Below are 13,385 nucleotides of genomic sequence, written 5' to 3'. Positions count from 1 at the left end.
GCATACCTCCGCTATAGTGGAGGCACACCTCGACTTTACCAGGCCGGGGATTCCCACGCCGTCGTGCGGCGTGATCACACCCCTTTCGAAGGACTTCTGCATGCCTGTCATCAGGTCTGGAAACCCGCGACTGACCTTGGCGGTCCTCGCCACGGTCGTCGCATCGTTCTCGATGCTGCAGTCGCTGGTGAGCCCGGCGCTGCCCGTCATCCAGCACGACCTGCACACCACCCCGAGCACGGTCACCTGGGTCTTCACCGCGCTTCTGCTGTCTGTCTCGGTCGCAACCCCGCTCCTCGGCCGTATCGGCGACATGGTCGGCAAGGAGCGCACGCTGTTCATCGCGCTCGCCGCGCTCGCCGTCGGTTGTCTGATCGCGGCCCTCGCGCCGAACATCGGCGTACTGATCGCCGCCCGCGTCTTCCAGGGCGTCGGCGGCGCCGTCTTCCCGTTGGCGTTCGGGATCATCCGGGACGAGTTCCCGGCCGAGCGCGTGCCGTCCGTGGTCGGCGTGGTCTCCGCGATCATCGCCGCCGGCGGCGGGCTGGGGATCGTGCTGGCCGGCCCGATCGTGGAGTGGCTCGGCTGGCGCTGGCTGTTCTGGGTCCCGATGGCGGTCGTCACCGTGTCGGCCGTGCTGGTCCGCCGGTACGTCCCGGAGTCGCCGAACCGCGTGGCCGGCCGAATCGACTGGCTCGCCGCAGCCTTCCTGTCCGGCTGGCTGATCGCGCTGCTGCTCCCGCTGAGCAGCGGCCGCACGTGGGGCTGGGGCTCCTTCCGCACGATCGGCCTGTTCGCACTGGCCGTCGTCCTGTTCGTCGGCTGGATCACCGTCGAACTCCGCTCGCGGAACCCGCTGATCGACATGCGGGTGATGCGCCGCCCGGCTGTGTGGACGACGAACCTCGTGGCTCTGCTCTTCGGCGCGGCCATGTTTGCGGTGTACGCGTTCGTGCCGCAGTTCCTGCAGATCCCGAAGGCCGCTGGGTTCGGCTTCGGAGCGAGTGTGACGCAGGCCGGCCTGCTGATGCTGCCGATGCTGGTGACGATGGCGGTCACCGGGTCGATGAGCGGTCCGCTCGCACCGCGGTTCAACGTGAAGGCACAGGTCGTTTCCGGTTCCGCGCTCAGCCTGCTCGCGGCGCTGCTCTTCGCGGAGTTCCATGACCAGCAGTGGCAGGTGGCGCTCTCCACGGCTCTGTTCGGTATCGGGCTGGGTCTCGCCTACGCGTCCATGACCAGCCTGATCGTGCAGAACGTCCCGCGCGAGCAGACCGGCGCAGCCACTGGCATGAACACCAACATCCGCACCATCGGCGGTTCCATCGGTACGGCGCTGGCCAGCTCGATCATCACCGGCCACCTCCAGCCGTCGGGCCTCCCCGCCGAGTCGGGCTTCACCGACACGTTCCTCCTGCTGGCCGCGTTCGCCGCCGCAGCCGTCGTACTGGCCCTGGCGATTCCGAGCCCCCGCCGTACGCGGGCCGTCGAGGCAACCGAGCCGCAGCCGGTCGAGGAGCTAGCCGCCTAGTCCCTCGACGGCAGCGAGAATGCGGGCCCACGGCAACTCCCGTCCGCCCGGTTCTCGCGGCTCGCGGAGTTCCCATTCGATGAGTACGACGCCTGCCGCGCGCAGCGTCTCCAGATGACCGGCCCACGCGGGATGCCTCGCGTGGGCCGCGTTCACGTGCGGGAACACCACCATCGGCGTACTCCCGAGACCCTCCGACAGAATGGACAGCGCCTGGTTGTCGCCGATCCCGAGCGCCAGCTTGGCGACGGTGTTCGCACTGGCGGGCGCGGCAACGAACAGGTCGATCGGCGGATGCGGCCGCGGCTCATCAGGTCGCCGAGGGTGTGAGCGCACGGGGAGACCGGTGATGCGCTCCAGCTCCCACCGCTCGGCCGGCGCGAGCCACTCAGCTGCCCTGGGTGTGAGGGTGATCGCGACCTGGTGGCCGCGGTCGACGAGAGGTACGACCAACCCTTGCCGCAGTTGCTCGACCCCGCCGGTGGCGGACGCGACGACTCCGATGATGCTCATGTCTTTAGTCTGAGGGGATGAAGCTTCCGCATCCGTTGACGGGGCAGTTGTTCGAGAGCCCGGTGCCGCCCGGGACCGGATGGCCGGAGGATCCCGCAGTACGACGTACTCCGATGGCGCACGACCCGGCCGAGGTCGTGCAGCTCGCGGCGACCGACGACCTGCGGGAGCTGGAAGCGCGGGTCTCCGTCTGCCGCGCCTGCCCGCGACTCGTGGAGTGGCGGGAAGATGTTGCTGTCGGCAAGAGAAAGTCGTTCGCCGACCAGCCGTACTGGGGCCGCCCGATCCCCGGCTGGGGCGACCCGGCGCCGCGCATCCTGATTGCCGGCCTCGCTCCCGCGGCGAACGGCGGCAACCGTACCGGTCGCGTCTTCACCGGCGACCGTTCAGGTGACTGGCTGTTCGCGTCGCTCTACCGCATCGGCCTCGCCAACCAACCCACCAGCGAACACGCCGGCGACGACCTCCGCCTGAGCGGCGCCCGCATGATCGCCGCCGTCCGCTGCGCGCCGCCCGCCAACAAACCCACTCCCGAGGAGCGCGACACGTGCGCGCCGTGGTTCCGCCGTGAGCTGGAGCTGTCCCTGGCCACCGCTCGTGCGATCGTCTGCCTGGGCAAGTTCGGGTACGACGCCTTGCTCAGCGGACTGGCCTCGTTGGGCGCGACCATCCCACGGCCGCGGCCCAAGTTCGGTCATGCCGTGGAACACCAGATCCCAACCCCACAAGGCGAAATCACCGTCCTCGGCTGCTTCCATCCCAGCCAGCAGAACACCTTCACCGGCAAGCTGACCGAACCCATGCTCGACGCCGTCCTCACCAGAGCCAAGACGTTGGCCGGGTTATCCACAGAGCCGCAGGAGTGAGGTTGACCCGGATGGTGAAGGTGTTGGAAGCTCCCGGCATGCCTCCGAAGCGGGTGTTCACATGACCGGTGGGAATCTGCCCGAGCAGTCCCGCGGACGTCCGGCCACGCGTCGCGAGGCGGGCGGCGTGGAGCGTTCGACCGCGACGCCGCAGATGCCCGGTGCACATGACGCGACGGATCTCAACTTCGTCCCTTCCCCGGACCGGTTCCACTTCTGGGAAGAGCTCCACGACGACGTCAAGGCGTACGTCGAGCGCAAGGTCGGGCCAAGAATCGACTGGTGGGCCGACCGCCACAAACGCGAACGGGACCGCCCGTACGCCGTCGTACTCGGCCCGAACGGTCTAGCTGTGACGACTCCACGCGTAAATGCGCAGGGCCAACGCACCCAGAGCGTCCGCCTGGACCAGTTCGTCCCATCCAGCCTCAAGCACGCCGTCGTACAGCAACAACCAACCAAACCCCGCGGCGCCCTACGCAACCTGGTCCCGGGCCGAGCCGGCACTCCCCAGCCCGCCGCCGCCCCACCCCCACAACTCAACCTCACCCAGGAAATGCGCGGCTTCCTGGGCAACCTCCCCCTAGAAGCCCAACACCGCCTCCAAACCCCGTTCCTGGGAGGCCAACCCGTCAAGCACTACCTCTCCTACGCCTACGGCACCGACGAAGACTACGACGCCTGGTGCTACCTGGCCGGCCCCCAAACCCTCACCTTCGCCTCCGGCCACTGCACCCGCCCCCCAAACACACCCCCCACCCAAGCAACCTGGCACCTAACCTGCTACCAAGCCGACATAGCCCACTAATCAGACCAATCGGGGGCTGGTGGTTGTTGTGCCCGGGACGGGATTCGAACCCGTATGCCTTTCGGCTGGGAGGTTTAAGCTCCCTGCGTCTGCCGTTCCGCCACCCGGGCGTCGGGACGAGGGTACTCGTTACTGGTAGGTCTTTCGGGGGTAGACGGCGTGGGCGCCGGCGACGCGGTCCAGGAAGAGCTTGCCGTTGCAGTGGTCGATCTCGTGCTGGAGGGCTCGGGCCTCGAAGGCGTCGGTGGTGATGGTGAGCGGGTCAGTGGTGCCAGGCAGTACGCCGCGAACGGTCAACCGGGTCGCGCGTTTGACGTCGCCAGTGAAGTCCGGGACGGACATGCAGCCCTCGCGGGCCTTCTCGTTGCGCGAAGCCTCGACCACGACCGCGTTGCAGAGAACGAAGACGCCGTGACACGTACGCGTCTTCGGGTGATCGCTCACATCCAGCGAGAACATCTGCGCCGCAACCCCCACCTGCGGCGCGGCCAGACCGACGCACCCGGGGGAGACCCGCATCGTCGCCACCAGGTCGGCCGCGAGCTGGATCATCGAAGGGTCGAGCGGATCCACCAAAGCGCCCTCCGTCGCCAGCACTGGATGCGGCGCACGAACGACGTCCAGGACAGCGCCCTCGACGTCCAGCAACTTGGGGGACCAGGAGGCGATCACAGGTCGTCGCTCTCCGCCGGGCGCAGGGTGACGCCGACGCCGAGCTCCTCGGCGGTGATCTCGAGCGCCCGGTCCAGCATCTCCAGGTCCGCGGACGCCGGCAGCTCGACCTCCGCGGTCAGTACGTACAGCCCGCCGCTCAGCCGTGTCGCGAGATCCGTGATCGTCCCGCCGGCGGCCGCGATCATCCGCGTCACTGCGGCGACGATCCCGGGTCGATCGGCGCCGTGCACGCTCAGCATGTACGGCGCGCCGATCGGCGCGTGCTCGTGCTCGGGACCCATCGTCCGCACCGTGATGACCAGCTCGCCCTGCAGCGGCTCCAGCGCCGACTCCACCTCGTCGATCGGCCCGGCGCAGACGATCATCATCGCGAAGTGGCCGCGCAGCAGCGTCATCGTGGTGTCCTCGAGGTTGACCCCGGTACCGACCAGGGCCCCGGTGACGTCCGCGATGATGCCCGGGCGGTCCGGGCCGATGACGGTGACAGCGAGCTGACTCATGCCCGGCAACCTACCGTTGACCTAAGTACCGCAAGAAAGCGACTTCGGTATCCGGACAACCCCAACGGCCCCGGAGAACGCTTACGCACCGCTACATTCGAACCATGAAGGAGCTCTTCCGCCGGAGTACGCGCGACTGGATCGTGGACAGCCTTGTCTTCGTCGTCGCGGTCCTCACGGGGCTCCTGCTGTACGAAGAGGGCAGCAAGGACCCGATCAGCCCGGGCCTGCTCGCCGTCGACTTCGTCGTCGGGATGGCGCTGTGCCTGACTCTATGGTTCCGCCGGCGCTGGCCGCTCCAGCTCGCAATCATCGGCGCCGCCGTGTCGACGTTCTCGGAGACCGCCGGGGTGGCCGCCCTGATCCTGATCCTCACCGTGGCCATCCACAGGCCGCTGCGCACGACCGTCCTGGTTTTCGGCGTGAACGCGATCAGCCTGGCCGCCTACATCAAGATCAGGGACAAGCCGGACGATCCCGCGGCCACCGTCATCGCTGCTATCTCCATCTACCTCGCGGTGGCCGGCTGGGGTCTCTACGTCCGATCCCGCCGCCAGCTCCTGCAGACGCTCCGGGACCGCGCCGATCGCGCCGAGACGGTCGCGAAACTCGAGGCCGAGCAAGGCCAACTCCGGGCCCGCGAGGAGATCGCCCGCGAGATGCACGACGTACTCGGGCACCGGCTGTCCCTGCTCAGCGTGCACGCCGGCGCGCTCGCGTACCGCCCGGACGCGTCCGCGGACGAGGTCGCCGGCGCCGCCGAGATCATCCGGGCCAGCGCGCACCAGGCGCTGCAAGATCTCCGCGAGGTGATCGGCGTACTGCGGGCTCCTGTCGGCGAGCTCCCGCAGCCGGCGGTCTCCGATCTGCCCGCCCTCGTCAACGGCTCACGCGAGGCGGGCATCCCCGTCGACCTGACCCTCGACGCGCCGGGCGCGATGCCCGAGCACGTCGGACGTACGGCGTACCGCATCGTGCAGGAAGGTCTCACGAACGCGGTCAAGCACGCGCCGGGCGAACCCGTGACGATCAGCGTGACCGGTGCCCCCGGCAACGGATTGGCGGTCGAGCTGCGCAACCCCGCGCCGAACCGCAGACGAGGAGACGGCCAAGGTTTAAAGGGATTGAGCGAGCGCGCCGCCCTGGTCGAAGGCCGGATCGAACACGGCCGCACCCCCGAAGGCGACTTCCGCCTCTACGCCTGGCTACCGTGGCCTGTATGACTCTATTGATGCCACGCCTCCGGCGCGGCGGGTCATGGGGCTGTGACTCCCGGCCTTCCCTCGTCGCTCCGGTCGCTTCGCTCCCTCCGCTCCTCAGTCCAGGCCGGGAGGCCCCATGACCGTTCGCGTGCTGATCGTCGACGACGATCCGTTGTTGCGGGCCGGGCTGAAGTTGATGCTGGGCGGTGCGCAGGACATCCGCGTGGTCGGTGAGGCCGGCGACGGCTCCGGCGTACAAGGGCTGATCGATCGGCTCGCGCCGGACGTGATCCTGATGGACATCCGGATGCCCGGCACCGACGGCCTGACCGCAACCGAGACGGTACGACGACGTCCCGGCGCGCCCGAGGTCGTCATCCTCACCACCTTCGACGCCGACGAGCATGTACTCCGGGCGCTCCGCGCCGGCGCGGCCGGGTTCGTCCTGAAGGACACCCCGCCCGGCGAGATCGTCGAGTCGGTACGCCGGGTCGCGGCCGGCCAGCCCGTACTGTCACCGGCCGTCACCAAACGCCTCATCACCCGGGTCGCCGACTCAGGGACGGACAGCCGCAAGGCCAAGGCGGTCGCCAGACTGAAGGACCTGAACGACCGCGAACGCGAGATCGCCGTCGCCGTGGGGGAGGGGAAGTCGAACGCCGAGATCAGCGCGACGCTCTACCTCAGCATCCCGACCGTGAAGACGCACGTCTCCCGCATCCTCACCAAGCTGGACCTGAACAACCGCGTCCAGATCGCGCTGCTGGTCCACGACGCGGACATGCTGCGGGAATGAGAAGGCCGGCCCCCGGCGAGTCGAGGGCCGGCCGATCAGGTGGTTACGACTGGGTCGCCCTGCGGAACTCCTCGTTCGGGGTCTGCAGGCTGCCGAGGCTGGTGACCTCGCGGCGGAAGAACAGCGCCAGCGTCCAGTCGAGGATGACGCGGGCCTTCCGGTTGAAGGTCGGGACGCGGGACACGTGGTACGTCCGGTGCAGGAACCAGGCCAGCCAGCCCTTCACCTTCACGCCGTACAGCTGGGCGACGCCCTTGTGCAGGCCGAGGCTCGCGACCGAGCCGACGTACTTGTGCTTGTAGTCCTGCGGCGGCTGGCCGTCGACCACCCGGAGGATGTTCGCGGCAAGCTGATGCGCCTGGCGTACGGCGTGCTGCGCGTTCGGGGCGCAGAACGCACCTGTCTCACTGGTCAGGTCCGGTACGGCGGCGTTGTCGCCGGCGGTCCAGGCGTCGTCGACGCCCTCGATCCGCAGGTTGGCCAGCGTCTTGATCCGGCCCTTCTCGTCCAGCGGGAAGTCGGTCGCGGCGAGCGCCGGGTTCGCCTTCACGCCGGCGGTCCAGACGATCGTGTCCGCGTCGAACTCCTCGCCGTCGCTGAGGATCACGTGGCCCTTCTCGCAGGACTCCAGCCGGGTCTCCAGCTTGACGTCCATGTTGCGCTTGCGGAGCTGGTCGACGGTGTACTTGCCGAGGTCCTCACCGACCTCGGGCAGGATCCGCCCGGTGGCCTCGACCAGGACCCAGCGCATGTCCTCGGGCTTGATGTTGTCGTAGTAGCGGGTGGCGTAGCGGGCCATGTCCTCGAGCTCCGCGAACGCCTCCACACCGGCGTACCCGCCGCCGATGAAGACGAATGTGAGCGCGGACTTGCGCAGCGCCGGGTCGGGCTGCGACGAGGCGACGTCGAGCCGGTCGAGGACCTTGTTGCGCAGCGCGATCGCTTCCTCGACGTTCTTGAACCCGGTGGCCTCGTCGGCCAGGCCGGGGATCGGCAGGGTGCGGGCGATCGAGCCGAGCGCGACCACGATCTGGTCGTAGGCGAGCTCGTACTCCGGGCCCTCCTCGGGCATCACCTTGGCGACCTTGTGCGCGTGGTCGATACCGGTCACGCGGCCGGTCACCACCCGGCAGCCCTTGAGGGTTTTGCGCAGCGGCACGACGACGTGGCGTGGTTCCACGGAGCCGGCCGCGGCCTCGGGCAGGAACGGCTGGTAGGTCATCACCGACCGCGGGTCGACCACAGTCACGCGGATCCGGCCCTTGCGGGCGGCGCGGCGCAGGCCGAACGCGGTGTACATCCCGACGTAACCGCCTCCGACGACGAGGATGTGCGGCACCTGGGCTGTCATGCGGTTCACACTCCCTGAGTGGTTCTCAGACTTCATGTTCACTTCAACGCTAAACGCTCGTGAAAGATTTCACAAACCCTCTTCGGAGTGATCTCACCCACCGGGCAACTACTCGGACTCACCCTCCAGAGCGAGGCGGTAGCCACTCGGAGTACGGAGCAGGAAGGCGATGAAATCCGGATACTCCGGTCCCTCGTAGGTCACCGGCAATCCGAGCTTCTCGTAGAACGCACGCTCGGCCGCAAGATCAGACACGTTGAGAACAGGAGCCAAACGAGTGAACAGCGAATCTGTGGCCACGAGTACCAGCGTCCTCTACGTCGTCGGGAGGCGGTAGACGGAAATGTGGGAGGGGGAGTCGGCGGTGAACGGTGTGCCGGTCCAGTCGGCGTGGCGGGATTCCAGGGTGAAGCCGGCGAGTTGGGCCATCAGGTCGAGCTCGGCCGGCCAGATGTAGCGGTGCGGGGTGCGGCCGAGCTCTGCCTGGCTGCCTTCGCCGAAGTGGAAGTGGTGCGAGACGACGTGCTGGTTCAGCACGTCGTACGTGTCCAGCAGGATGTAGCCGGGCTCCGCGACGCCGACGGTGGCCGGCGTACCGGGTGGGAGTCGGCGGAGCTCGGGGACCCAGAGCTCGATGACGAAGTGACCGCCGGGCGAGAGGTGCCGGGCGGCGTTGCGGAAGCATGCGACCTGCTGTTCCTGGGTGAGCAGGTTGGCGATCGTGTTGAAGACCAAGTAGACGAGGCTGAACTCACCGGCCGCGCGGACGACGGACATGTCGCCCAGAACCACCGGGATCGCCGCCTCGTCGGCCTTGGTGCGGAGTTCCGCGAGCATGGCGGTTGACAGCTCGATCCCGCTCACCGGCACGCCCCGCTCCGACAGCGGTACGGCGACCCGCCCGGTGCCGATCGCCAACTCGAGTGCTCGCCCGCCGTCCGCGAGCCCGGCCAAGCGATCCACGGTCGGCCCGAGGACGTCAGGTGCGAACATGCCGGTGCCGGGGGTGTCGTACCGCCGGGCGACCTCGGCGTTCCAGAGCTGCGTGCCTTCGGTCCACTGCATGACGTCCTCGGCGCCGTCCTCGCCGGTCTTGGCGAAGCCGAGGCGGTCGTAGAGGCGGCGGGCGTTCGGGTTGTCGCGTTCGACATGCAGTTCGAGCGGTACGCCGCGGGTCGCCGCCTCGGACTGGAGTTCGGCGATGATCGCCGTACCGATGCCGCGGTTCTGGGCATCGGGGTGGAGCTGGATGCCGTTCAGCTCGACGGATCCCGGCGTACGGCTGATCCGCAGGCGGCCGACGCGCCGGCCGTCGAGCTCGATGACGTTGAGGTCGGTTGTCGGGTCGTCGATCGACTCGCGGCTCCACTCCTCGAAACCGCCGCGCCAGTCGGCCTCGTCCAAGTCCGCGGGCAACCGGCCCTGGGCGCGGGTCGCGGTGAGGGTGACGTCGGCGAGGAACGCGACGTCGTCGGGGCCGGCCGGCCGGATGCGGTACGACGCGGTCGTCACTCGCCCACCTCGCCGTCGGTTGCTTCGCGGAGGATGTCCAGATGGCCGAGGTGGCGGGCGGTCTCCTCGATCAGGTGCGCCACGGCGTACCGGAGGTTGAACGTCATGCCCTCCGAGCGGGCTCCGTCGTCGAACGGCGCGGCGGCGATGATCTCGCGGGAGCGGGCGCATTCGGCCCGGTACGCGGTGAGGATTCCGTCGACCGTGTCATCGGGGGCGATCGGGAAGCCGCCGTGCGGATCGTCCTCGGACCACGGCCACTCGAGGCCCAGGCCGGCGAAGTCGATGGAGAACCAGAAACGCTCGACCGCGGTGAGGTGTTTGACGATGCCGGCGGGCGTCAATGCGGACGGGTCGACGGGCCGGGCGAACGCTTGCTGCTCGGTCAGGCCGCTCAGTTTGAGCTCGACCGTGGAGCGGAGGAAGTCGAGCAGGCCGGTGAACGTACTGCGTTCATCGGCGTCCTCAGGCGGCCGGGTACGCGTGATCTCGGGCATCCGCCAACGGTAGGCGCGACAGAGTTCCGCGAGAAGGGTTGATCGGGACAGGTGAAGTGCGCATGAATAGGGGTGTGGAGAGTTACCGCACACCCGTCCTGACGGCTTCGCTGCTCGCGCCCCCGGCGGTTTGTGCGTTGCTGACCCCGTTCCGGGAGCATTTCGACAACGCGAACGCGGCCCTGCTGCTGGTCGTCGTCATCGTTGCCGTCGCGGTGTTCGGCATCCGGCTCGCCGGAGTACTCGCCGCCGTCTCGAGCGCGGTCTGGTTCGACTTCTTCCTGACCGTTCCGTACGACAGCTTCACGATCAACAGCAGCAACGACGTCGAACAGGCCGTGCTGCTGCTGGTGATCGGCGTCGCCGTCACCCAGATCGCGATCTGGGGCCGGAGGCAACAAGCCAACGCGTCCCGGCGGCGGGGGTACCTGGACGGCGTCATCACCACCTCGCAGGCGGTCGCCGCGGGTGGATCCACGGACGACCTGATCGACCAGGTCCGGACCGAACTGACCGCCCTGCTGGGAATCGACGGCGCCAAGTTCGTTGCCGGTAGCAAGCAGACTGCGGCGCCGCGGCTGAACCCGGACGGTTCGGTCACCCGCGGATCCCATGTCCTGAAGGTCGAACGCGACGGCCTGCCGACGAACGCCGAGATCGAACTCCCGGTCCAGCACGCAGGCGAGACCCGCGGCCGCTTCCTCCTCACCGCCGCCACCCGCATCGCCCGCCCCGACCTCGAACAACGCCTGGTAGCGGTCGCCCTCGCCGACCAGGTCGGCGCCGCCCTGGCAACGCAGGAAGCCACCCACCCCCACGTCTGACCCCCCGATCCGGCCTGCGGGAGCATCACGTCCTGGGTGGCCGCCGTCCCGGCGTCGTGCCTGCCCATACAGGTACGACGCCGCCGACCGGGTGTATCGGTAACCGATTGAGATCCGCAACCGCTTGTAAATAGGGGGTTTTCGGCGGCCTGATTCTCAGATGTTGTTCAGGATGGGGCCGTAGTATCTCGATACGGCCCCGGAAGTGGGTCATCAGGAGGAAATGATGCAGAGCAGTAACCCGGTGCTGAACCGGTCGAGTGCGTTTGCGCCTGGCCAGGGCCAGGCCTATCCGGGGGCCGCTCCGTACGGTCAGCCAGGAGCCTACGGCTACGGCGGCTCGGGTATGCCGCCGCAGTACCAAGGTGCTCCGGCCGCGAGCCGCCCCATGACGATGGACGACGTGATCGTCCGCACCGCCGCCACCCTGGGTGTCGTCACCGTGGTCGCGGCGATCGCCTGGAAGGCGATCCCGGACACCGCGGTCGGCCCGGCGTTCTTCGCCGGGATGCTGGCGGCGCTCGCGATCGGCCTGGTGCTGTCGTTCGCCCGCAAGGTGAACCCGGTGCTGTTGATGGCGTACGCCGTGGCCGAGGGCGTGTTCCTCGGGATCGGCTCCAAGTTCATCGCCAACTGGGTCGGTGACTCCGGCATCATCGTGCAGGCCGTGCTGGCCACGATGGTGACGGCCGGCCTGACGCTGGCGACGTACAAGTACTTCGCGATCAAGGTGACGCCGAAGTTCACCCGGATGGTGATCATCGGGACGATGGGCTTCGCCGGCGTGGTGGTCATCAACCTGCTGCTCAGCCTGTTCGGGGTGCAGACCGGGATCGGCGGCTTCGGCGCCATGGGCCTGATCTTCGCCGCGATCGGCGCCGGGCTCGCGGTGTTCAACCTGATTCTCGACTTCGACATGATCGAGCAGGGCGTCCGCCACGGCGCCCCGCAGAGCGAGGCCTGGCGCGCCGCGTTCGGCCTGACCGTCACCCTGGTCTGGCTGTACTGGAACATCCTGCGCATCCTCGCGATCCTCCGCGGCGGCGACTGAACCGCGGCGGCGACTGAACCGCGGCGGCGCGACAGCCGTAATGTCTTCAGAAGGGCCGGTTCAGGTGGACCGGCCCTTCTGGCATTTCCGGAAGTACTCTGTCCGGTTCCGGTTCTACTGTGGGTGCCATGACCGAATGGCGGCTCCTCGACCGCTCCCTGACCACTTGGTACGACGCTCCCTCGCACGCGGCCGGCGCCGCGCTGGTCGAGCGTCTCCCCGCCGGGACGGAGGCGGACCTCCGGGCGACCGGTCTACGACTGCGGACCTCCGGCGAAGAGTCCGCCCGAGAGATCTCAAAAGCAGCGCAAGACCTCGGCCTGACCGCCGATCCAAGCGTGCTGCAGCAGGTCCACCTCGCCTTCGAGGCGACCGACCCGGCCGCGGTGACGACCTTCTGGCGTACGGCGTTCGGCTACGAGACCGATCGGGATCCGCTCCGGCGCGACCCGGGCATCACCGTCCGGCCCCTCACCGACCCCCGGCCGCTCCGCAACCGCATCCACGTCGACGTCGTCCGGCCGTCCGACGCGGTGGACGCGGTCCGGGCCGCGACCGGCCAGGAGCCGTACGGCGCGTGGGGCGTCGCGCTCGCGGATCCCGAAGGCAACGAGGTCGACCTGGTCCCAGGTGACGAGCTGTCACCGGATGCCGCCGACTGGCGGACCAACTTCGCCGCGATGGTCTTCTACCCGACGACGTCGCCCGCGCAGGCGAGCCGGTTCGTCTCCGCCGTCGCGAAGCTGGCCGACGACGCGAGCACTCCGCTGCAGATCGACCTGCGACCGACCGGGGTGATGATCGACGGCAGCAAGGACCAATGGGAGGACGACCTGCCCAACGGCGGCGCGGCCTTCGTCGAGCTCGCCAAGCGCATCCAGGACGCTGCGCACGACCTGGGACTCGCACCGGACGCGCGGCCGCTGCGCTTCGTCCAGTTCGGCATCGATGCGGTCGACGCCGACGCGCTCAGCACGTTCTGGCGGACGATGCTCGGTTACCAGCCGGATCCGCGGGCGCAGGTGTCCGACATCTACGATCCACGCCGGCTGAACCCGGTCCTGTTCTTCCAGCAGCTGGATCCGAACGACGAGCGGACGAAGCAGCGCAACCGCATCCACCTGCAGCTCGTCGTACCGCAGGATCAGGTCCAGGCTCGCATCGATACAGCCCTGGCTGCGGGTGGGCGAGTGCTGGATCAGAGCCCACACAGCTGTTTGATCAGCGACCCGGAGGGCAACGAAGTCGACATACGATGA

General features: G+C 68.6%; 15 protein-coding genes and 1 tRNA gene. 8 read left to right on the top strand and 8 right to left on the bottom strand.

Going from position 1 to position 13,385, the window contains the following annotated elements; all coding sequences use genetic code 11:
* Positions 1–100 precede the first annotated feature (100 nt).
* On the top strand, positions 101–1,531 hold the full coding sequence (locus EV645_RS05825) for an MFS transporter (RefSeq protein ID WP_130440490.1): 1,431 nt from the start codon (positions 101–103) through the stop codon (positions 1,529–1,531).
* Here the strand turns inward: EV645_RS05825 and EV645_RS05820 are convergent.
* Entirely contained in the window at positions 1,520–2,044 is a 525-nt protein-coding gene (locus EV645_RS05820; RefSeq protein WP_130440488.1) for a flavoprotein, read from the bottom strand. The genes EV645_RS05825 and EV645_RS05820 overlap by 12 nt on opposite strands.
* A 17-nt stretch (positions 2,045–2,061) precedes the next feature.
* Between EV645_RS05820 and EV645_RS05815 the strand changes: the two genes are divergently transcribed.
* Both EV645_RS05815 and EV645_RS05810 read left to right on the top strand, forming a co-directional pair.
* On the top strand, positions 2,062–2,910 hold the full coding sequence (locus tag EV645_RS05815; protein WP_130440486.1) for a uracil-DNA glycosylase: 849 nt from the start codon (positions 2,062–2,064) through the stop codon (positions 2,908–2,910).
* 61 nt (positions 2,911–2,971) lie between these two features.
* Complete coding sequence (locus EV645_RS05810; protein WP_130440484.1) at positions 2,972–3,718, top strand: hypothetical protein; 747 nt, start codon at positions 2,972–2,974, stop codon at positions 3,716–3,718.
* A 29-nt stretch (positions 3,719–3,747) separates the two neighbouring features.
* On the opposite strand, the gene EV645_RS05805 is transcribed toward EV645_RS05810, so the two are convergent.
* The 3 genes from EV645_RS05805 to EV645_RS05795 form a co-directional block, all read right to left on the bottom strand.
* Positions 3,748–3,828 (bottom strand) — tRNA-Leu (locus EV645_RS05805).
* 19 nt (positions 3,829–3,847) lie between these two features.
* Positions 3,848–4,390 carry a peptide deformylase gene (gene def / locus EV645_RS05800; protein ID WP_130440482.1) on the bottom strand — a complete coding sequence of 181 codons (543 nt, stop codon included), beginning with the start codon at positions 4,388–4,390 and terminating at the stop codon, positions 3,848–3,850.
* Complete coding sequence (locus tag EV645_RS05795) at positions 4,387–4,893, bottom strand: glycine cleavage system transcriptional repressor (RefSeq protein ID WP_130440480.1); 507 nt, start codon at positions 4,891–4,893, stop codon at positions 4,387–4,389. Before EV645_RS05795 ends, def begins: the two co-directional genes overlap by 4 nt.
* 104 nt (positions 4,894–4,997) lie before the next feature.
* On the opposite strand from EV645_RS05795, the gene EV645_RS05790 reads away from it, so the two are divergent.
* Together EV645_RS05790 and EV645_RS05785 are read left to right on the top strand one after the other, a co-directional pair.
* Positions 4,998–6,116: a histidine kinase gene (locus EV645_RS05790; protein WP_130440478.1), complete on the top strand. Its 1,119-nt coding sequence runs from the start codon at positions 4,998–5,000 to the stop codon at positions 6,114–6,116.
* A gap of 115 nt (positions 6,117–6,231) precedes the next feature.
* Positions 6,232–6,891 (top strand): response regulator transcription factor, encoded by a 660-nt coding sequence (locus EV645_RS05785; protein ID WP_130440476.1) that lies wholly within the window; start codon positions 6,232–6,234, stop codon positions 6,889–6,891.
* 43 nt (positions 6,892–6,934) lie between these two features.
* Here the strand turns inward: EV645_RS05785 and EV645_RS05780 are convergent, their stop codons facing one another.
* The 4 genes from EV645_RS05780 to EV645_RS05770 form a co-directional block, all read right to left on the bottom strand.
* The gene (locus EV645_RS05780; protein WP_130440474.1) at positions 6,935–8,242 is read right to left on the bottom strand and encodes an NAD(P)/FAD-dependent oxidoreductase; all 1,308 of its coding nucleotides are present in this window, start codon (positions 8,240–8,242) and stop codon (positions 6,935–6,937) included.
* A gap of 108 nt (positions 8,243–8,350) precedes the next feature.
* Positions 8,351–8,497, bottom strand: a complete 147-nt coding sequence (locus tag EV645_RS41775; protein WP_157997011.1) for a hypothetical protein — start codon at positions 8,495–8,497, stop codon at positions 8,351–8,353.
* Positions 8,498–8,557: 60 nt separating this feature from the next.
* Complete coding sequence (locus EV645_RS05775; RefSeq protein ID WP_130440472.1) at positions 8,558–9,754, bottom strand: GNAT family N-acetyltransferase; 1,197 nt, start codon at positions 9,752–9,754, stop codon at positions 8,558–8,560.
* Positions 9,751–10,251 carry a DinB family protein gene (locus tag EV645_RS05770; RefSeq protein WP_130440470.1) on the bottom strand — a complete coding sequence of 167 codons (501 nt, stop codon included), beginning with the start codon at positions 10,249–10,251 and terminating at the stop codon, positions 9,751–9,753. Before EV645_RS05770 ends, EV645_RS05775 begins: the two co-directional genes overlap by 4 nt.
* 62 nt (positions 10,252–10,313) lie before the next feature.
* Between EV645_RS05770 and EV645_RS05765 the strand changes: the two genes are divergently transcribed.
* From EV645_RS05765 to EV645_RS05755, 3 genes are all read left to right on the top strand, one after another.
* On the top strand, positions 10,314–11,075 hold the full coding sequence (locus EV645_RS05765) for a DUF4118 domain-containing protein (RefSeq protein ID WP_242000230.1): 762 nt from the start codon (positions 10,314–10,316) through the stop codon (positions 11,073–11,075).
* Positions 11,076–11,301: 226 nt separating this feature from the next.
* Entirely contained in the window at positions 11,302–12,126 is an 825-nt protein-coding gene (locus EV645_RS05760) for a Bax inhibitor-1/YccA family protein (protein ID WP_130440468.1), read from the top strand.
* Positions 12,127–12,254: 128 nt separating this feature from the next.
* Entirely contained in the window at positions 12,255–13,385 is a 1,131-nt protein-coding gene (locus EV645_RS05755) for a VOC family protein (RefSeq protein WP_130440466.1), read from the top strand.

Source organism: Kribbella rubisoli, from assembly GCF_004217145.1.
In the GTDB taxonomy this organism is placed as follows: domain Bacteria; phylum Actinomycetota; class Actinomycetes; order Propionibacteriales; family Kribbellaceae; genus Kribbella; species Kribbella rubisoli.
This window is presented reverse-complemented; position numbering and strand designations above follow the sequence as displayed.